17 protein-coding genes are annotated in these 19,176 nt (G+C 42.9%); 10 read left to right on the forward strand and 7 right to left on the reverse strand.

Features of this window, described 5'->3' with window-relative positions:
• Positions 1-5: 5 nt before the first annotated feature.
• Complete coding sequence (locus DFP79_RS05665) at positions 6-1,355, reverse strand: anti-phage deoxyguanosine triphosphatase (RefSeq protein WP_133502969.1); 1,350 nt, start codon at positions 1,353-1,355, stop codon at positions 6-8.
• A gap of 126 nt (positions 1,356-1,481) precedes the next feature.
• Here DFP79_RS05665 and DFP79_RS05670 point away from each other — a divergent pair, with 126 nt between their 5' ends.
• Positions 1,482-1,781, forward strand: coding sequence for a LysR family transcriptional regulator (locus DFP79_RS05670; protein WP_133502970.1), 300 nt, complete (start codon positions 1,482-1,484; stop codon positions 1,779-1,781).
• A gap of 9 nt (positions 1,782-1,790) precedes the next feature.
• On the opposite strand, the gene DFP79_RS05675 is transcribed toward DFP79_RS05670, so the two are convergent.
• Positions 1,791-2,480, reverse strand: a complete 690-nt coding sequence (locus DFP79_RS05675; protein ID WP_133502971.1) for an NUDIX hydrolase — start codon at positions 2,478-2,480, stop codon at positions 1,791-1,793.
• Positions 2,481-2,484: 4 nt separating this feature from the next.
• Positions 2,485-3,885 (reverse strand): aminodeoxychorismate synthase component I, encoded by a 1,401-nt coding sequence (pabB, locus tag DFP79_RS05680; protein ID WP_133502972.1) that lies wholly within the window; start codon positions 3,883-3,885, stop codon positions 2,485-2,487.
• Between the two features lie 66 nt (positions 3,886-3,951).
• On the opposite strand from pabB, the gene DFP79_RS05685 reads away from it, so the two are divergent.
• From DFP79_RS05685 to DFP79_RS05710, 6 genes are all read left to right on the forward strand, one after another.
• On the forward strand, positions 3,952-4,818 hold the full coding sequence (locus DFP79_RS05685) for an alpha/beta fold hydrolase (RefSeq protein WP_133502973.1): 867 nt from the start codon (positions 3,952-3,954) through the stop codon (positions 4,816-4,818).
• Between the two features lie 92 nt (positions 4,819-4,910).
• A complete protein-coding gene (locus tag DFP79_RS05690) occupies positions 4,911-6,233 on the forward strand; it encodes a DUF5610 domain-containing protein (RefSeq protein WP_133502974.1) in 1,323 nt (440 codons plus the stop codon).
• 60 nt (positions 6,234-6,293) lie between these two features.
• Positions 6,294-6,794, forward strand: coding sequence for a GspH/FimT family pseudopilin (locus DFP79_RS05695; RefSeq protein WP_133502975.1), 501 nt, complete (start codon positions 6,294-6,296; stop codon positions 6,792-6,794).
• Entirely contained in the window at positions 6,788-7,135 is a 348-nt protein-coding gene (locus DFP79_RS05700) for a hypothetical protein (protein ID WP_133502976.1), read from the forward strand. Before DFP79_RS05695 ends, DFP79_RS05700 begins: the two co-directional genes overlap by 7 nt.
• Before the next feature lie 65 nt (positions 7,136-7,200).
• A complete protein-coding gene (locus tag DFP79_RS05705; RefSeq protein ID WP_133502977.1) occupies positions 7,201-7,998 on the forward strand; it encodes a hypothetical protein in 798 nt (265 codons plus the stop codon).
• Complete coding sequence (locus DFP79_RS05710; protein ID WP_133502978.1) at positions 7,995-8,393, forward strand: hypothetical protein; 399 nt, start codon at positions 7,995-7,997, stop codon at positions 8,391-8,393. Before DFP79_RS05705 ends, DFP79_RS05710 begins: the two co-directional genes overlap by 4 nt.
• A gap of 16 nt (positions 8,394-8,409) precedes the next feature.
• On the opposite strand, the gene DFP79_RS05715 is transcribed toward DFP79_RS05710, so the two are convergent.
• Positions 8,410-8,655 (reverse strand): PP0621 family protein, encoded by a 246-nt coding sequence (locus DFP79_RS05715; protein WP_133502979.1) that lies wholly within the window; start codon positions 8,653-8,655, stop codon positions 8,410-8,412.
• Positions 8,656-8,728: 73 nt separating this feature from the next.
• Between DFP79_RS05715 and DFP79_RS05720 the strand changes: the two genes are divergently transcribed.
• Complete coding sequence (locus tag DFP79_RS05720) at positions 8,729-10,366, forward strand: NAD+ synthase (protein WP_133502980.1); 1,638 nt, start codon at positions 8,729-8,731, stop codon at positions 10,364-10,366.
• 365 nt (positions 10,367-10,731) lie between these two features.
• On the forward strand, positions 10,732-13,248 hold the full coding sequence (locus DFP79_RS05725) for a bifunctional diguanylate cyclase/phosphodiesterase (protein WP_133502981.1): 2,517 nt from the start codon (positions 10,732-10,734) through the stop codon (positions 13,246-13,248).
• Between the two features lie 292 nt (positions 13,249-13,540).
• On the opposite strand, the gene dapA is transcribed toward DFP79_RS05725, so the two are convergent.
• Entirely contained in the window at positions 13,541-14,413 is an 873-nt protein-coding gene (gene dapA / locus DFP79_RS05730) for a 4-hydroxy-tetrahydrodipicolinate synthase (protein WP_133502982.1), read from the reverse strand.
• A gap of 333 nt (positions 14,414-14,746) precedes the next feature.
• Between dapA and DFP79_RS05735 the strand changes: the two genes are divergently transcribed.
• Positions 14,747-15,361, forward strand: a complete 615-nt coding sequence (locus DFP79_RS05735) for a LysE family translocator (RefSeq protein WP_133502983.1) — start codon at positions 14,747-14,749, stop codon at positions 15,359-15,361.
• Positions 15,362-15,494: 133 nt separating this feature from the next.
• Here DFP79_RS05735 and DFP79_RS05740 read toward each other — a convergent pair whose 3' ends face one another.
• Positions 15,495-16,427 carry a DHH family phosphoesterase gene (locus DFP79_RS05740; protein WP_133502984.1) on the reverse strand — a complete coding sequence of 311 codons (933 nt, stop codon included), beginning with the start codon at positions 16,425-16,427 and terminating at the stop codon, positions 15,495-15,497.
• A 50-nt stretch (positions 16,428-16,477) separates the two neighbouring features.
• Entirely contained in the window at positions 16,478-19,102 is a 2,625-nt protein-coding gene (locus tag DFP79_RS05745) for a GDSL-type esterase/lipase family protein (protein WP_133502985.1), read from the reverse strand.
• Positions 19,103-19,176 lie beyond the last annotated feature (74 nt).

The following is a 19,176-nucleotide window of genomic DNA, read 5'->3' on the forward strand; positions in this document are numbered from 1 at the left end:
GGCTATTAAATCGGCTCGAATACCGATCCTACGCTTGGTACGAACAGCGTGTTATATAACCTACTTGCGTAATCGTCAGTCATCGATGCCATATAATCGCATATAATTCTCTGACTGTTTCCCTCTGCTTTTTTAACCGCTCTCCATTCGGATGCTATCTCTTTTGGCAACAATCGATCTGGATCGGAATTTAGCGCTTCAAAAATTTCAAGCAACATCTGTTGCCCTTTATAAACCAACATTTGTACTTCTGGACGTTTAATGATGTGTTGCATTTCGAAGTTTTTAAGCGTGGCTAACGCTTCTTTTTGAGCGCTAGGAAGCGTTGCGCTGTAACGTAGCAAAGGATGCTCAAAGTCCGTATTTTCGCTTATTTCACAAGATGTTATAAACCAACTAACCAAATTTCCAATTGCTTCCTTTCTTAAATGGCTTTTACCACTGAAGAGTTGGTCTCTAACGGTCTTTATATTTTTATTGAGGTAGGACGTATCAAGCTGGGTTAATTGGGGTTCTAAATATTTGCTCCACATCTCCTGAGTGACCATGCCCAAGACGATAGCGTCTTCTAGGTCGTGCACTCCGTAGGCGATATCGTCCGCCAGATCCATTATGGAAGTATCAAAGTTGCTAAATAAAGAGACAGAATGACTGTTATTTTGTGCAGGTTTTGTTTTAGCCATTTGCTTTCTATCGGCTTCACTAAACGGCGAGAGAACCCAATTTAGAAGGTCTTTTTCTTCTGCATAGATGCATTTTGGTGGCGACCAGAGTTTTGCTTGAAACTGTCTTAAGTTGCTCGGTTTCGCGGGGTACTGTCCAACAACGTCATCATGTAATACTGGGTATTTTAATACGCCCAGCATCGTTCTACGCGACACGTCCATACCAAACTCATCGGAATAGGAGCCTCGTTTTGACAGGATTCTTAGAGATTGCGCGTTCCCTTCAAAACCTCCATGATCTGTCATCATATAATTTAGAGCTACTTCTCCACCGTGACCAAAGGGAGGGTGCCCAATATCATGGCTTAGACAAATTGTCTCGATTAAAGCATCATCAGCTAGCCACGGTAGAAACGCTTCATTATCCTGATAGCGGTGACGTAAGTGGAAAGCGATACCGCCGCCAATTTGAGATACTTCTAATGAATGTGTTAATCGTGTACGGCTGTAGTCATTTTGACGAATAGCGAGTATCTGCGTTTTTGACTGAAGCCTTCTAAAAGCGGCGCTGTGTATTATTCTCGCTCGATCACGTTGATAAACGGTTCTGTAGTCGTTATCTCTATTAACCTTCGGGCCAGACTGTCGCTCTTCCCATATCGTAAAATCGTCGTATGCATCGTTATTCATTTAACGTTACCTGCCTAGCTCAAATTCGATGTGTCATATCATAGATAACTCATTAAAACACGATGTAGGTCAATGTCCCAATAATACTGAACAGGCATAATGGCGACCTAATCATAAGGACACATTATGCTTAATACACAACATCTAACCACATTTAAGGTGCTTGTAGAAACGGGCAGCTTTACTCAAACGGCAAAGTTGCTTGGTTTAACGCAACCTGCGGTGAGTCAGCATATCCAAAAACTGGAGAAGGGTTTAGGCAATGCATTGTTGATTCGTCATGGAAGGCGTACGGAATTAACAAGTGCTGGTAAATTATTGTTTGATCACGTTCGTGAGTTGGAAAAATGCTACGACCGATTTGTAAAGGTCTGGCAGCGAGAGAGCAATTTAAACGCACAGGTGATTGAGAAAAAGTCGGCTTAAGTTCAGTCGTCAATTCCTCATTTTTGAATGACGAAGTGTGTGATAAAGGCCGTGTAATATGCCAGCAGTCACGCCCCAAATTCGGATTTTATTGTATTCGACTTCAAAATATCCACGAGTAAGTCCGCCGATCTTTTTTTCTTTGTAGCGGTAGTTCGCCGGATTGAGTAGGTAGGCGAGGGGGACCCAGTGTACGCTTTCTACTTCGTCTTTACTCAGGCTTAGCTCACTGTGGCGTGTCATTTCCGCGATAATGGGTTTGATGCAAAAACCAGAAATTGAGCAATACTCACCAAGCTCTCCTAACAGGTCGAAGCAATCTGGTGCCAATCCTACTTCTTCCAATGTTTCTCTAAGAGCTGTGTATTGGATGCTTGAATCGTCAGGGTCGTGCTTGCCGCCCGGGAATGCAATCTGGCCGGGGTGATTTCGCATATGAAGCGCGCGTTGGGTAAATAACACTTCTAAATCGCCATCTCCTCCCATTGCTTGGCGAATGGGGATCAATACGGCCGCTGAGCGCAGCGCAACCTTCTCGGCACTGACTCCGAGCCTATCTGAGTGGTGAGCGAGCATTGCACGTCGTTCTTCTTCTTTTTGAATTTGGAAGTGCGGATTTCCTGCATTGAGTGCCGTGCGAATTTCTTCGATGTCGACATCCAGAGGCGGGGATTCTAAAAAATGCTCTACATCAGTCATTTTTCTACTTCTCCAAGAAACCTTGCTCTAAAGTATGAGTCAACTTTCCGACTTTAGTAAAGGTTTCTTGATACTCTTCTTCGCATTTTGAGTCAGCGACTAAACCTCCGCCCGCCCAACAGTGAATATGTTGACCGTCTGCAACCATGGTTCTAATTGTTATGCTGGAGTCCATTTGCCCATTGCTGCTGAAGTAAGTGATCGAACCGCAATAAGCACTTCTGACGTGGGGCTCTAGCTCATCAATTATCTCCATCGCTCTTATTTTTGGTGCGCCTGTAATTGAGCCGCCCGGGAAACTTTGATTGAATACTTTAATGTGTTCTTGCGGTTCTTCAATTCGGCCTTCAACAGTCGAGACAAGATGATGAACATTCGCGTAGCTTTCCAAAGCGAAAAGCTTAGGCACTTTTACTGATCCCGTGGAACAGCTTCGGCCTAGATCATTTCGAAGTAAGTCGACGATCATAAGGTTCTCGGCTCGGTCTTTTTCGGCGGTTAGCAATTCCTCGGCGAGCGCTTTGTCTTCTATTGGCGTTGCTCCTCGTGGTCGAGTGCCCTTGATGGGTTTTGATTCAATGCGACCATCATTACACTTCAGAAACCGTTCGGGAGAATGAGATAATATCGCAGCGCCAGCTCCTAGCTCGATGTAGGCGGAAAATGGAGTAGGTACGGCATCAGTGAGCACTTTATAGGCTTGATAAGAGTCGCCTTTATAAGGTGCTGAAAAACGCTGTGCCAAGTTGACCTGATAACAGTCACCCGCTTGGATGTAATCTTGAACTTTTGCAAACTTCTCGGCGTATTCTTCTTGCGTCATGTTTGACGTAAAGCGTTTGTCTAATTGAAAAGATGTCGCTTCGACAGGTTCGCTTGGTTTAAACCGTTCAAGTAATTCATTCTGCTCGTCGATGCACCAAGGCGTTAGCATCAAGTATGTTTCGAGTTTTTGATGGTCAGTGATTAACGCCCAACCATATAGGCCAACTAAAAGGTCAGGAAGGTCAATGTCATCAATACAGCTTTGAGGCAATGCTTCTACATAATGTCCAGATTCGTATCCATAATACCCAACCAGCCCTCCGGTAAATGGAATGTCTTTTTGCGCTTTGATCGCCCAAGGTTCCTGAACGGTATAAGACATTAGTTCATCAAGCGTATCGAGTGGATTTTGGTGGTTTCCCATCTCGTAAATAGGCGTGTCCCGCCAAATTAACTTAGTTTCTTCATGCTTTGCAGAAATCATCGCAATGGGATCTGCGACCAACAAATCATAACGAGTGTCGTTAAAGGATTTGTGATTGCTGTCCAATAAAATGGGTAAAGGGAGATCTCGGTAATGAGCAAAAAGATCCACCATCGATGACTGATAAGGAAGGCTTATCAGTTTTATTTCTGACATAATTCACCACAAATATGTTTAAGTTTATTTCCCTATATTAATTGGGGGGTTATGAGGAAATTTAAAGTGTCTGAGATCAATTATCTTCATCTGGGAGAAGTAACATTACGTTACCGACTTATTCATAATCCCGAAAGCCTTACCGATGCGTCATGCTTAATGCTTCATGGGGCAGGAGTCGCGGCTGACATTACTTTTTTACCTATTTTAGAGCACCTTAATCATTGGCGTTGGGTGTTATTGCCTGACTTAACAGGGATGGGAGAAAGTTATTTCAATGAGCGGGACGAACGGCCCGTTTCAATTGATTCCCTTGCGAGCGAAGTTGACTCATTGTTGACGTATTTAGATTGGAACCAGTTTGATTTTGTGGGTTATTCGCTAGGCGGTTTAGTGGGTCTTAGGCTAAACCAGGTGAGAACGGAAGCAAGTAACGTATCTTCGAAAATGGCATTACTTGAGCCTGCTTCTCTCGACAGGGAGGATTTAGGGGCGCTCATGGGGATTCGTGAACGTTATCGTGAAGCTTCTTTGATTATTAGAGAAACAGGTGATGTGGAACAAGGTGTCGCCTTGTTTATGAACAGCGTTGCTCCTGAACGCAAGAAGCACCCTGTGACTGAAGCAACAACACAGTCCCGTTTAGCGCATAGGCCGCATGGCTTTGCATATGCGTTAGATGCCGTTACAGACTGGGTTCAAGGCGTTGTAAATGCGCCGCATGCTAGGAACGAGCTGATCGACAGTGTTCGCGCTTCGTTGCTGATTTCAGGCGCATTAAGTAATGATGCTCTTCGTTCACATTACGATCAAATTGTATCCAGAAAACCAGCATGGAAACACGCGGTTTTAAAAGGGTGTGATCACAGCCTGCCTTTTCAGAAACCACGACAAGTGGCCAAGTTGCTAACTGATTGGTTTGAAATGAAATAAAAATCGACTATAAAACGCTCAATTAATCTTTAAAGTTTCTTTACATTCAGGCGTTAAGATAGTCATAGTGAATTATTTTTGTCGGAGGCATCATGGCGACGTCGATAAATGGATTAAACGATACAACAAGTAAGCTGTTGAGTGGAAACAGGCAAAATTCTGGCAGCACGACGCAGTCGACGTCCTCGAAAGGTGCGACTGTGACGGGAGATGAATACAGCCCTGCGTCTGGCGCGACTCGTGCTATGGGCGTTGTTCAGCAGAGGGTACAAGTTTCATTTTCAGAAACGGTGACTTATGCCTCTCAAACGTCATCATCGAAGTTTGAGACAGATTTCTCTCCAGAAGCGGTATCGAACCGAATTTTGGGTTTTGTCGGCGGTTACATGGAAAAGCTCAAGAGTGAAGGTGTTGAAGATGAGCGCCTCAAGTCGGTGTTGGAGCAAGCAGAAAATGCCATTGCGAAGGGTATGGAAGACGCAATGGGAAAACTCGAAGATTTAGGCTGGTTAACTCAAGATGTTCAGGCAAACATTGATGAAACAGACAGTTTGTTAGATGAAGGCCTCAACGCATTGCGTGATACTTATTTTGGAGCACCAGCAGAAAACGACGATGCGACTCTATTAGACAGCTCTATAGACGCTCAATCTGCTAGTTCGATTAATCCGCAAGCAGAAATTAATCGAATTTCTCGCAACTTTGCAGAAAGTTACTCTCGTACTCAATCTTCAGAGATTGAAATTAAAACCGCAGAAGGAGATACCGTAAAGCTGAATCTGTACGCGCTTCAAGCAGCGGCACAAGGTGAAAACTATGAGGTATCTGAAGACGGGTTGAATTTCCAGCGCTATGAAAGTTCAACCAGCGGCTTTAAATTTGAATTTGCTGTAGACGGAGATCTCAATGAAGAAGAGCAAGAGGCGATAAATGATCTTGTTAACTCATTAGGTGATATCGCAGATAACTTCTTTGATGGTGATTTAAGTTCCGCGTTCGATAAAGCGCTCGAAGTGGGGTTTGACACAGAGCAGCTCTCTGGTTTCAGTATGAATCTTAAAATGACTCAAACCTACCGCGCAGCACAGGCAACAAATGCTTATACGAATACAGCGGATCAAGGTCTTGGGGCGTCACTAAAAGAGCCGCTAGCGGAGTACAAGGACTCGTTACTCTCAGCCGTTGAAAAGTCTTCAGAGTTGTTTGAAAATTATCGTGATATTGTACAGACGAGCTTAGAAAGTATGTTTGAAATGCGCCAAAAGGATAAGGCCGATGAAAGCGATTCTAAAGAATCAAACTTACCCGACTTCTTCTCGTTCCAACGTTCTTTAATTGAAAAAATGGCGGATTCAATGTTTGGAGCGCACGGTGATGGATCCACCAGCAGCAGTGATGTGTCAGAGGATAATTAATAGACAACCACGTTACATAAACAGCGTTTTACAGTTTTTAATGGGGACAAGGAGGTTTCCATGTATTCAAAACGGGCTTTTAGCCTATGGGAAGTACTGTGTGTACTGCTCATCCTTTCTTTTATGATGGCATCTACTGCCACCACAGACATGTTGTCTTACTATCAAAAGTGGTCAGAACGGCAGCAACTCTATCAAGCTAACCGACATTTGCTCAGTGCCATAGAGTTGTCGCGATCCTTGGCGTTACAATCAAAGTTATCGGTTACATTGTGCGGTGGAATATCGTGTGATGGGAACTGGTCAAATGGCCTCTCTATCTTACGAAACAGTACCCCATTGCCATTTAAAACATGGCTTTTTCCAGATTTTATTCAACTTCAATGGCGTGGTTTTCCTGCACGTAAAGCGGCAATTACTTTTTTGCCAACAGGGATGTCAAACTTTCAAAATGGCTCCTTCTACTTGTGCTTTAGAGGGGAGAAACGAAAGCGAGTCGTTGTCAATAAAGCCGGTAGAGCATACGAAGACCCTTCTTTTGTAGGAGGAGATCAATGCTAAAAAGATTCAAGGTAAGACTCTCTAAGCGACAATGTCGAGGATGGGTTTTGTTGGAAATGGTTCTGAGTCTAGCAATGATCGCATTTTTGTTTCAACTGTCAAAAACGTTAATTGAAAATAGCGGAACGCAAGTGAATGAGACGGTGTTGAAGCAACGTCAGATAAACCTAAGGAACTTTAGTGAAAGCTATTTTCATATTCTGGGTAGTGAATTTGTTGGAAGAGCGACTCAAGAGGTAGGGCACGTGTCTAACGTGTCTTTACATTCACCGTTCCCAGAATGTTCGCGCTGTACTGGGCCGCAGTTTGACCTTTGGGCAAAGCGAGCAAGCACACAATGAGGCATTTTAAAAAAGGCTTTTTATTAATGGAAGTTGTGACAGCCTGTTTAATCTTAGGAATATGTTTGTCCATAATGGTTCCGATACAACGATTTCTAGTCCATTCACAATCTAATCAACAGAATCACCTAGCCAAATTTCAAAAGCGTAGGATTCTCGAAACCCAATTTGACGCCCAATGGCGTCGCATCGGAAAGTTTGGTTGCTCAGGTTTATCTCGATCGATTGTTATTGGTTCCGAATCTAACTTTCCTTTAAGTAATAAAGCATCATTGTTTGGTTCAGATTGGTTAAGTGGTGAAGACGTTGGGCAATGCGTCGCCGAGTTTCACGGAGAAAGCCATCGATTGATTGGAGAATTCTCTGACTGCGCAGTGGGAAATAGAACCCAATACAGGCTTGATGTGTGTTCCGGTTCATCATTGGTTAATATGATGCCAGACAATACAGGTCGTTTTAGTATCGCTCTGCCCGTTAGTCTAACCGAGGCTAGCGGGCTTATTGCAACATCCGAGCTGTCAGTTTGGTATCTTGCAAAGAGTCGATCAGGCTTAAATGGCTTGTGGAAAAAATCCGATGCCAACAGGGTCGCTCAAGAACTGGAAGCAGGCATCGCATACATCGCTTTTTATCCTTTGTTGGATACTAACGGTGACGGACACGCTAATCTGATAACGAGGGAATATGGCGTATTCAGTACAGATCAACTTATAGCGGTATGGGTTGAATATATATACCTCTTTGGACATTGTGCTGGCTCGGCGCCTCATATTGACTACAGGAGTTTTAGGTCGAAAAACTGGTCATATCAACCTTCATGTGAAGCGCTTGGAGGCTATTTACTGCCCGTAGGTGTGACATGAAGAGAACAAAACGTGGCTGGTTTTCGGCCCCTGCCATCCTATTCACTTTAATGTTATCAGCGTTGCTTGTTTCTAATTATCGAGAAATTCTAGACATAAGAGTGTTATTTTCGAAAAATGCAGAGTTTGATCCCAATATAGAGTTAAGTTTTTGGCGCATTATTGTAAAAGAGCCTTCTTATCCAAGCCCATGTGGGTCGTTTTGTTTGCTAAAAACAGTTCAGTGGAAAGAACGACAGGTGCTAGGTTGGCGAATTTGGTTTATCCGTCATTATGTTGTTAGCCCGCAAGGTGAAACGGTTTCACGCAGCTGCTTTACCCAAGATAAGAAAGTGGTGCGTTGTATCTGGGAAAGAAACCGCACACAATTAGGCAGTGCGCGGATAACTCTCTAATGAGCGATTGAAACAATTAATCTTTCTTAAATTGAGATAAATGCTCCTGAGAGCAAAAGAGGTTGCCTTTGGCATCTTTAATTAAGTCAGATTCAGGGACATAAATGCCGCACTTTGCGCATGGTGTCATATTTTCACCGGGCTTCGACTGACTGCTTTTCGCGTTTTTCACCTTCTGTTGGTTCAGGTATCGGTTGATTTGGCGATAAATCGTCCAACCAATAAAGAAAATCAGAAGAAAAAGTATCAAACGTACGATCATAAGCTTTACCTTACTTAGGCAATTCCACGACAATATAGTCTTGGTTTAATAAAGTGTAACGAGTAACCACAACATGACCTTTAGAGTTGCAATGGCCCAGCTTGATATGCTGGTCGGTGATATAAAGAATAACACAGAGTCTGTAATCAAAGCTGCTAATGAAGCACGCGACCATCATCAAGCAGATGTTGTTGTTTTTCCAGAGTTAACTTTAACGGGTTACCCGCCCGAAGATCTACTACTTCGACCGAGTTTAGACCGTCGAATAGAAGAATCAATTCAAAAAATTCTAAATGAAGTACATGACATTTATGTCGTCGTTGGTTATCCACGTCGAATTGATGGCGATTTATTTAATTGTGCTGGTGTAATACATCAGGGGCGTTTACTTGGAGAGTATTCTAAGCAGAAGCTGCCTAACTTCAAAGTTTTTGATGACAAACGTTATTTTGAAGAGGGCTGTGAGCCTCTTATCGTAACGATCAAGAATGTAAAAGTGGGCTTAAGTATTTGTGAAGACATCTGGCATCCTGACTCAAGTCTTCAAGCAAAAGAAGCGGGTGCAGAACTCATTCTTAATCTCAGCGCTTCGCCTTTTCATATTGAAAAAATGGGCGTTCGAGAGCAGCTACTTCATAAGCGTGCGACTGAAACGCAACTCCCTATCGTTTTTGTAAACTATATGGGGGCACAGGACGAACTGGTTTATGAAGGCGGCTCGTTTGTCGTCAATGCGCACGGTGAAAAAGTAAGTCAAGCTCCTTGGTTTGAAACGGGTATTTATGCAGTTGATTTTAGTGTTGATGAAACACGTGATCAAAAAGTAGTGCCTGTTCCTTGTTCGATAGCACCTGCTTTGAGTATTGAAGAAAGTGTATATCAGGCCATGGTACTTGGTCTTAGAGACTATATAGAAAAAAACCGTTTTAAAGGCATCGTGCTTGGTTTAAGTGGTGGGATTGATTCCGCCCTTTCGCTCGCTGTTGCGGTAGATGCCATCGGAGCGGAGCGCGTTCAAGCTGTTATGATGCCTTATACGTATACTTCTTCTATGAGTCTTGAAGATGCAGAAGAAGAAGCACAACTCTTGGGTGTAAACTACAGCGTTTTGCCGATTGAACCTATGGTTTCAGCGTTTATGAAAACGCTAGAACCTGAGTTTGAAGGGTACGGTAAAGATACAACAGAAGAAAATTTACAAGCCAGAACGCGAGGCGTTACCTTAATGGCAATTTCTAACAAGAAAGGCTATATGGTACTTACTACGGGCAATAAGAGCGAAATGGCCGTAGGCTATGCGACGCTATATGGCGACATGGTGGGTGGCTACTCGGTGCTTAAAGATGTCTTTAAAACGCTGGTATTTAAATTGTGTCGTTACCGTAATACGTTAAGTTATGTAATTCCGGAGCGTGTCATCACTCGTCCTCCGTCTGCAGAACTTGCGCCTGATCAAGTTGATGAAGACTCATTGCCTAGCTACGATGTATTGGATGAAATTCTGCATCTTTATATCGAAATGGATATGAGCGCAGAAGATATTCTGGGCTTAGGTAAATTTGATAGAGAAACTGTTTACCGAATATTGAGATTAGTGGATCTCAATGAATACAAACGACGACAGGCACCAACGGGTGTACGCCTTACAGAGCGCGGCTTTGGACGGGATCGCCGTTATCCAATGACAAATGGCTGGCACATCGGAGAGTAAGCTCTTTTCGATTTTTGGTTGTGATACAGATCGAAGCAATAGCGTTACGAAAGTTCGAGGACGCTATTGTTTCTTCATTCATTGTTCATACTCTTCCTTATTTATGATTCGCATTAACACAATGCGACCTGTTTAAGTCGCTGTTTTATACCCAAACTTAGTTACGACTTGCTACATTTCCTCTTATCGCAAAAACAGACTAATTGCCCCAATACTTCTATACTGATCTTTATTGTCAAAACGTGTGGCAAGCTTTCTCGAGGCTTTCTGCCATGGCTTATTTAAAAATTGATATTTAAATCAGCAAGCTGTTCACTGCAAGGAAATGCGATGTAATACCGTACAGCGCTTTTTGGAGGTGTATTTTGGGGAGTTTGTACCCATTCACGATTGAGTCTGACGCTGGTCTTCTCGCGTTAAAGCATTCGTTAGACTCAAAAGACGAAGCTTACTTACTGCTTGCCTCAACGCCAGAGTCCTACCAGGTGACATGGGCAAGTCGTGCTGCGTATGAAATATTAGATTTTTCATCGGGTTCAGCCCCATTTATATTCATTGATTGTTTCGCCCATGAATATGAGCAGAGCATCAAAGAGTTTGAAGAGGGTCTACGAGCACGTTCATTTGACCAAACTTTGACGTTGCATGGCTTGGGCAAACCGACGCTCGATATTATGCACATTCCGTTTAAAACCTCTGCAAGTGAAGAACGGTTTCTTTTGCAGATGACCGTGAAAGATACCTCTAGTGACACCCAACGCAAGCTTGAATCTACTTTATTGTTTGAGAACGTTGCCGAGCATTCCCATGATGTTGTCATTCGATACGACTGTACTGGGCGTCGAATGTATGCCAATAAAGCGTTTGAGAAGGTAACGGGGGTTACGATCAAAAATGCAATCGGTCGTACTCCACGAGAGTATTCCGGAGTTGGCGCCTCTGCAGATTACATTCAAAAGCTGGTTGAAAGTGTTGTTAAAACTCAAACATTTGCTGATGGAGAGTTGAGCCATCGTGCTCCCAATGGGACACGAAGTATATTTGATTTGCATGGCATTCCTGAATTAAGCAGCAAAGGTGAAGTGGAGTCAGTAGTATTAATTGGGAGAGATATAACTGATAAAAAACGTACCGAAGAACAAATGCGCCTAAGTGAATCTCGATTTAGAAGCCTTGTAGAGAATTCACCGGATTTGATCGCTCGTTTTGATGCTTATTGCCGTCTTCTTTATGCTAACCCTGTACTCGCTAGAATGTCGGGAACGCCCTTTATTCATTTTCTCGGCTTGAACTTTACAGACATTGAACGCCACATTTATACCAAGCAAGAAGAAATCCCCAAACACGTAGAATCTCCTATTGATGAAAGTATGCGACAAGTGCTTAAACGGAAAATCGGCGTGGAGATTGAATACGAAATTCCGAGCCTTTCTGGGTCTGTCAATTGCCTTGTTAGTCTGACACCTGAGTTCGGTGAACGAAATGAGCTTGTATCAGTGCTCGTTGTCTGTAAAGACATGTCGGAAGTTAAGCGGTATCAAGAGCAAGTTCGTTACTTGTCTTATCATGATTCGCTCACTGGATTACCGAACAGAGCAACCTTCCTTAACGATGTGAGAAAGCGATTAATCGTTAAAAATAATGTAGCGACGGTAAAACTCGGATTGATTGTTTTGGGGTTAGATCATTTTAAAGGTGTCAATGACAGTTTGGGTTATGAGTATGGAGATTTAATTTTACAAGGTTTTTCTAATCGACTAAGAGATATACTTCCAAAAAATGCGATTATCGCTCGTTTAGGCGGCGATGAATTCGCGGCTTTATTACCTACTATCCCAGACAGAGAAGAATTTGTGTGTATGGTCACCAATATCAGCGGAGAGCTTTCTCTTCCGATTGGAATTGGTTCAAAAGAAATGTCTATTTCGATCAGTACGGGAGCCTGCCTGTATCCCGATGATGCGTTTGAACTCGACAGTTTAGTACGTTATGCCGATTCTGCGCTTTATGCTGCAAAACATGAGCAGAGAGGCTCGGTTCGTTTTTATACTCCAGAATTGACCAAGCAAGCGCAAGAGCGTCTTCAACTGAGAAATGATCTTCGAAGGGCGCTCGATCAGCGAGAATTTGTTCCCTATTATCAGCCAAAATTCGATTTGCTCACCAACGAAGTGTTAGGTGCGGAAGCACTTGTAAGGTGGAACCATCCAGAAAAAGGTTTGATTTCTCCATTTGAGTTTATTCCGGTTCTTGAGGAGATGGGGTTGGTTGAAGAGGTGGACATGATGATGCTGGATATGGTGTGCGGGCAATTAGAACAATGGCAGCATTTAACCGACAGAGGAGGGAAAATCGCCGTTAATTTTTCAGGATTGCAGTTTAAGTATGAAAAACTCTTGGAAAAAGTCGTTGAAACGGTCGAATCGCACAACCTTACGCCTAAGGTTATTCAAATAGAAGTGACTGAAGGAGTGTTGCTGGAGCATCATGATCTTTTACCCTTGGTATTCAAAGACTTTAAAGCGCTTGGGTTTTCTATCGCGCTTGATGATTTTGGAACCGGTTATTCATCACTTGGGTACTTGTCCAAATATCCGATAGATACTTTAAAAATTGACCGCTCTTTTGTGAATAATATTAACAAAAATGAAGCGGACGACATTCTAATTAAAACCATCGTGTCCATGGCGCAAAATTTGAAGATGGATGTAGTCGCAGAAGGCGTTGAAACGAAACCACAGGCTGATTGGTTAGCGTCGATAGGGGTGAGAATTGTGCAAGGGTATCTTTTTGGACGACCTATGAGCTCTCAAAATTTTGAAGCATTGTTTTTACATGACGATGGAATTGTCAGCAACGAGATTCAAACGTCTGAAGGGTAATGGCATAATCGCTTACACCCTTCACAAGCTTAGGACACAAGACTACAGGCTCAACGAACATTCCTGTTGCTGAGCCTGTCGAAGCCTAGTACTTAGTTAGAGGCTCCAATCCCCTTCGACAAGCTCAGGGAACGAGGTTGCAAGTTCACGGAGCGAGACTACAATTCCCGTTGGCTGAGCCTGTCGAAGCCTAGTACTTAGTTAGTGGCTCCAATTTCCTTCGACAAACTCAGGGAGCGAGGTTGCAAGTATACTGAGTAAAGAAGCAAAGTCTCGTCAGTTTGTTATGTAACTAAAGAAGCTCTAGCGATACCATGGCATCTTTAATGGTGCGTTTGGTGGCTTCGCTTAAAGGGATCATCGGTAAGCGACATTCCTCTGTACACATACCCAAAAGTGATAAAGCGTATTTTGCGCCAGTAGGGTTTGGCTCTAAGAACAGTGCTTTATGAAGCGAAAATAATTTATCCTGTAGGATCGCCGCTTCGCTAAACTTCCCTTCGCGACATAATCTATGTAACTCAACCATTTGCTTTGGTGCGACATTCGCTGTTACAGAAATGCATCCGTTGCCACCGCCAACATTGTAGGCCACGGCAGTTACATCATCGCCACTTAAAAATGAAAACGGTTTTGAGATTAATGACCTTTCTTGAATTGGGCGAGTTAAATCTCCCGTCGCATCTTTAATGCCGATTACTCGCTCAAGTTTTGCAAGTTCAGCTACCGTTTCTACCTCCAACCCAACGATGGTGCGAGGAGGAATGTTATACAGAACGATCGGTAATTCAGAGTTGTTGTGTACATGTTCGAAGTGTGCGTATAAGCCTTCTTGGTTTGGACGGTTATAGTAGCCCGCGACTTGAAGCGTCGCATCTGCACCGGCTTTTGCTGCGTAGTTTGCGTAAGTTACCGCTTCTACTGGGTTGTTTGATCCTGCACCAGCTAAAATAGGTACGGCTTTATTGGCTTCTTCAACGGTGATTTCAATAACACGCTTGTGTTCTTGCTCATTTACAACAGGAGATTCTCCTGTTGTGCCAACAGGAACAAGACCATTGATGCCTTGATCAATTTGCCAACGGACGATGCGGCGTAATGCGTCTTCGTCTAATTTGTTGTCTTTGAACGGAGTGATGAGTGCGGTAATTGCGCCTTGAAACATGCTATAACCTCTTGCTAATTCTTATTAGAGTTAGAGCAGCATGTTGTGAAAGGGGTTTCCCGTCAGCGAACATGCTGCCGGAAAATACTTAACTTATCGTATCTACACGTCAGCGCCGCAAAGCTTATTAGCCTTACGTTTATCGCCTTTACGTTTAGATGCAACAAGTTGAAAAGTCATGATAATAAATTACTTACTTATAAAAAGGATCTAAGACATCGTCGCGGTTTTTTCGCTTTACGTCAACAAATATTTTAGTCATGCTCATCATCAATGTATTGTGATTAAAAAGACTTTTTAAAACTGCTGTGTAGTCAAAGAGGAATTACAGATATGACATTAGCAAGTTGGTTTTCTCTTGTCGCAATTTGTGTAATGGGAGCGCTTTCTCCAGGCCCTAGTTTAGCTGTTGTTCTGCGTGTAACCCTGATGCAATCTTCAAAACACGGTGTTGTTACTGCGTTGGCGCACGGATTTGGGGTCGGTCTATGGGCTATTGTTTCGATGGTCGGGTTGGCTGTGCTTATCCAAGAGTATCCTAAAATATTTTATTGGGTATCCGTTTCAGGAGGTGGCTATTTAATCTGGATGGGGCTCAAAGCATTAAGATACGCAGGGAAAGGTCAAATGTCAGAAACAGATACTCATGTGGGCAGCTATTTGATAGCGATGCGCGATGGGTTGTTGGTGTCACTGCTTAACCCTAAATTGGCCTTGTTTTTTATTGCATTGTTTAGTCAGTTTATAGAGCCTGAAATGGGGTTGCTTGGGCAATTTGAGATGTGGGCAACGGTGGTTATTATCGACAGCGGATGGTATGTCATCGTTGCAATGTTGCTGGCTGGTGGCCCCGTGATGCAATGGTTACGATCGCATGTTCGTTGGGTCGATAGAGGGATGGGGGCAATACTGGTCGCTTTGGGTACAAAAGTGGTGATCAATGCGTAAGGAATTTAAAGATGCTACTTTCTTGAAAGTAGCATCTTCGGTTGCCGTCTATTGTCGATCGTTCAGCGGATAGTTAAGTCGAGAGTTCATCCCGACAATAGGCCGCCGCTACAGCGTAAAATAATCTAAATGATTACCCGTCTAAATTGATCTTTTCGACAATAGTTGAAAGTATGCTTTCCGCTTCGTCATTTTCAACTTGGCAAGTACCTGCATTTAGGTGGCCACCACCGCCATAGCTTAAGCACAGCTCACCGACATTTGTGTTTGAAGAGCGATTAAGGATAGACTTTCCGATTGCAAAAACGGTATTTTGTTTTTTCAATCCCCACATTTTATGGATGGAAATATTGCAGTCTGGATAAAGAGCATAGATAACAAATCGGTTGGTCGTATAGATGGTTTCTTCATCAGCTAAGTCCAGAACCACTAAGTTTTTATGAACAGTAGCACATCGTTTAATTTGCTCTTTGGCCTTTGCGTCATGTTCGAAGTACAACTCGGTTCTTTCTTTAACGTCTTCAAGTTCTAGAATTTCTGCAATTGACATTTCTTTGCAGCAATCAATCAACTTCATCATTAGTTGATAGTTTGAAATACGGAATTCACGGAATCTACCCAATCCGGTACGGGCATCCATAATGAAATTCAAGAGCACCCAATCTTTAGGATTTAGTACTTCGTCTTCATTAAATTGAGCTGAGTCACCTTTGTCGACAGCATCCATCATATCGACAGAGATTTTAGGAAATCGTTCTATTCCACCGTAGTAATCGTATACAACGCGTGCAGCTGAGGGTGCAGAAGGGTCGATAATATGATTTTCGATATTACCTTCATTACGTACGGTTTCACTTAAATGATGGTCGAATGCTAAATGACACCCAGCTACGTATGGAAGGTTGGTGGTGATGTCATTCTCACCAATTTCGATTTTTCCATCTTGCATGTCTTTTGGATGAACGAACAAAATGTCGTCGATCATGTCCATGTCTTTCAATAAAACGGCACATACTAGGCCGTCAAAGTCACTGCGGGTTACCAGTCGGAATTTTTTCTCTGTCATCGTTATTGTCCGTAGGTTAATTCTATTTCAATACTAACAGTTATAGAGGACTATTTTCTTGATTCAAATATAAAATTTTGTAACTTCAAAAGCTCATTTGTCCATACTTTGTAAGCCTTTGCATTTAAGTGAAGGCGATCATTCTCGAAGTAAGACTCGTCAATATTCCCGTTTTTATCCAGTAATTTTGAAAACAAATCAAGATAGCGTGTATTTGGACGAGATTTCGCCAACATTTCGAGCTGTTTATTTGTTTTCTCAATGTTTTTGCGAAGTTTTTCGCGTGTTGGGCTCGGTTTAATACTAATAATAGTGACCGGCGTTCCGGGTAGGTAATGATCAATTTTTTCCAATAGCTCTACATAATGCGACACTACTTTGTTGGTCGATTTGTTATTTCCTATGTCGTTGTCACCCACATATAGCACAATGGATCGTGGAGCATGAGGGATAACGATACGCTCAAAGTAATAAACACACGCACGAATACTTGCGCCACCAAAACCGAGGTTGATTGCATCGTGAGGCCAAAAAGCTTCTTTGAAATTATCCCAGAGTTTCATCGTGGATGAGCCATAAAAGGCAATAGGGTTGTTGTGATGACCCTTGTTGTTCACTCTAAATTCAAGTTCTCGAACATCGGATTCGAACTCGACATCAATTTGGTTAACGCGTCTAACATTTGATCGGAAGCCTTGCTGATAGCTAAGCACAGGGTTCATCTTTATTTCTTGAGCGAGTGCATCCGCTTCTTCAACATAGCTGCGATATGTATTTCGATACTCTGCTAGGAATGTCTTTAATGCCGCTGGATCATTTACATCGACAACGTCTGAAATTCGAAAAGCGGGTTTAATCACAATGGTATAGATGTTGTGGTCAACACGTCGGTCGAAGTTTGCGACGGCAATGGGAACAATCCACGGCTCTTCTTCTGCGTTTAACGAACTTGCAAGTTCAAATACATACGGTAAAAGCTCGCCAGGAGACTCACTGGTTGGAAAGCTCTTTCCCTCAGGAGAGATGAGTAGCGGCGTACCTTCTCGCAGTGATTTTTGCCCTTGTTCTATGAATTTCGTATGACTTTCCGTACCAGCTTTTAAACCATCCCAGCTTTCTACAAAGATGCTCCCGAATCGTTCATAGAAGTCATCGCGCCAGTATTCATGATCTTTACTGCGACGAACCACTCTTTCTCCGGTTTTACCGAATTGTTTGTCGATGACCATGGTATTTATGAATTGGGCATCCAGTGAGAATCGAAAACCGTTTGGCAATTGTGTACTTTCAGCGCCTTTCAGGTGGTTGTAAATAAAGATGCTGTTTGGACTTCTAGGAAGGTTTTCCAGACCTTTTATTACATACGGCGTTTGTTGGAATGCTAATTGAAAAAGCCCAGAAGCCGTTCGACGAACATCATGGGCTTGCATGTCTTGTGGCAATTCATGAATGCGGTCATAAATCGACATTAACTGTCGATAAAATGCGTTTTCGCGTTGTTGGTCTTTTAAAATATCGAGACACATCCCAGAAATTGTACGCTCTACCTTCGTCCCAAAATGCAAGCAATCGTAAAAAATACCAAACGCCTCATCGGTGGTAACGACAGAATTGAGCAACTTTCCGACCTTATACAGTGGAGAGCTCACAGGTAGAACAGCGCTGTTTTGCTCAATGACATTGTTCACTGCCAACACTTCGTCGTTTGCTATTTGCGATAGGTATCTCATACGTGCAGCGAGCAAATGGGTTCCGACCAGCCAAATAAGTCGTAGCCAATACTTGATGCCCGTTTTTGGCGAATCATCCAAGATAGAAATAAGGTCTTGTTTGCTGATATACAAGATAGACGAGTCTCTAGACGAAACGATCGACGTTCGATTTTTCAAATTTAGATCGGATGTACACCAAGCGAGTACCGTTCCCGTTCTAGAAATAGAGCGCGTGGTGATGATTTCCCCGCGATCTGTCTGATAATTTATAACGGCTTTTCCTTTTGCCAATAGATAGATGCCATCGGCGAATTCATCCTGCTGCGAAATAATATCCCCTTGATGGGCGAGGATAATATTCGACTTTTGCGCAAACGAATTTATTTCAGCTTTTGTAAAACTTTCGAAGAACGCTGAGTTTGAGAGCAATTCAGTCGCTTCTTTTAACGTATGCTTTTGTGATTCAGGTTCTCGTAGTGGTCTTGTCTCTTCGAAAGCCAGTGACTCGTTAGCAAAGAAGGGACGAGTTTGGTTTTGAATGTTGGTCAAAACCGGTAAAGACTCTGTATAGACAAAACGTAAGAAGTGATTACCGAACTCGTGGTGGGAGTCTATTAACTTAACGATTTCGGGAATGGGCCAGCTGACTAATGTTGTTGCTTTCGTCGCGTGAAAGCTTGTAGCGTAACGTGAAGGGTGTCGAAATGCTGACCAGCCGATCGGTGCATGTAAATCGTTAATGAGTCCAACGTGATAGGATTTTTTCTGTTCTCGAAGAGGAATTGTAATCGCAATTTCACCTTCAAGTAAAAAGTAAATGTCTTGTCCAATTTCAAATTGCTTTGCTAATGATTCGCCTGCGGTCAGCTCTTTTATATTTCCGCACTGTCTTAGTGCATCTATAACTTCTTTTGGTGCATCTTTAATGAAAGGGAGAGTTGCTACAATTTCATTGGTGTCCATCGTGGTACCTCTTAATTATCTGCTATACCTGTGAGACGGTTGCTCATCATTGTGTTTGCTTGCAACCTTTAGCA

Source organism: Marinomonas balearica (assembly GCF_004362145.1).
In the GTDB taxonomy this organism is placed as follows: domain Bacteria; phylum Pseudomonadota; class Gammaproteobacteria; order Pseudomonadales; family Marinomonadaceae; genus Marinomonas; species Marinomonas balearica.

Bases quoted from the DNA above. Each gene is read 5' to 3' on its own strand.
- DFP79_RS05665 (WP_133502969.1), bottom strand. From the start codon at position 1,355: ATGAATAACGATGCATACGACGATTTTACGATATGGGAAGAGCGACAG.
- DFP79_RS05670 (WP_133502970.1), top strand. From the start codon at position 1,482: ATGCTTAATACACAACATCTAACCACATTTAAGGTGCTTGTAGAAACG.
- DFP79_RS05675 (WP_133502971.1), bottom strand. From the start codon at position 2,480: ATGACTGATGTAGAGCATTTTTTAGAATCCCCGCCTCTGGATGTCGAC.
- pabB (WP_133502972.1), bottom strand. From the start codon at position 3,885: ATGTCAGAAATAAAACTGATAAGCCTTCCTTATCAGTCATCGATGGTG.
- DFP79_RS05690 (WP_133502974.1), top strand. From the start codon at position 4,911: ATGGCGACGTCGATAAATGGATTAAACGATACAACAAGTAAGCTGTTG.
- DFP79_RS05695 (WP_133502975.1), top strand. From the start codon at position 6,294: ATGTATTCAAAACGGGCTTTTAGCCTATGGGAAGTACTGTGTGTACTG.
- DFP79_RS05700 (WP_133502976.1), top strand. From the start codon at position 6,788: ATGCTAAAAAGATTCAAGGTAAGACTCTCTAAGCGACAATGTCGAGGA.
- DFP79_RS05710 (WP_133502978.1), top strand. From the start codon at position 7,995: ATGAAGAGAACAAAACGTGGCTGGTTTTCGGCCCCTGCCATCCTATTC.
- DFP79_RS05715 (WP_133502979.1), bottom strand. From the start codon at position 8,655: ATGATCGTACGTTTGATACTTTTTCTTCTGATTTTCTTTATTGGTTGG.
- DFP79_RS05720 (WP_133502980.1), top strand. From the start codon at position 8,729: ATGACCTTTAGAGTTGCAATGGCCCAGCTTGATATGCTGGTCGGTGAT.
- dapA (WP_133502982.1), bottom strand. From the start codon at position 14,413: ATGTTTCAAGGCGCAATTACCGCACTCATCACTCCGTTCAAAGACAAC.
- DFP79_RS05735 (WP_133502983.1), top strand. From the start codon at position 14,747: ATGACATTAGCAAGTTGGTTTTCTCTTGTCGCAATTTGTGTAATGGGA.
- DFP79_RS05740 (WP_133502984.1), bottom strand. From the start codon at position 16,427: ATGACAGAGAAAAAATTCCGACTGGTAACCCGCAGTGACTTTGACGGC.
- DFP79_RS05745 (WP_133502985.1), bottom strand. From the start codon at position 19,102: ATGGACACCAATGAAATTGTAGCAACTCTCCCTTTCATTAAAGATGCA.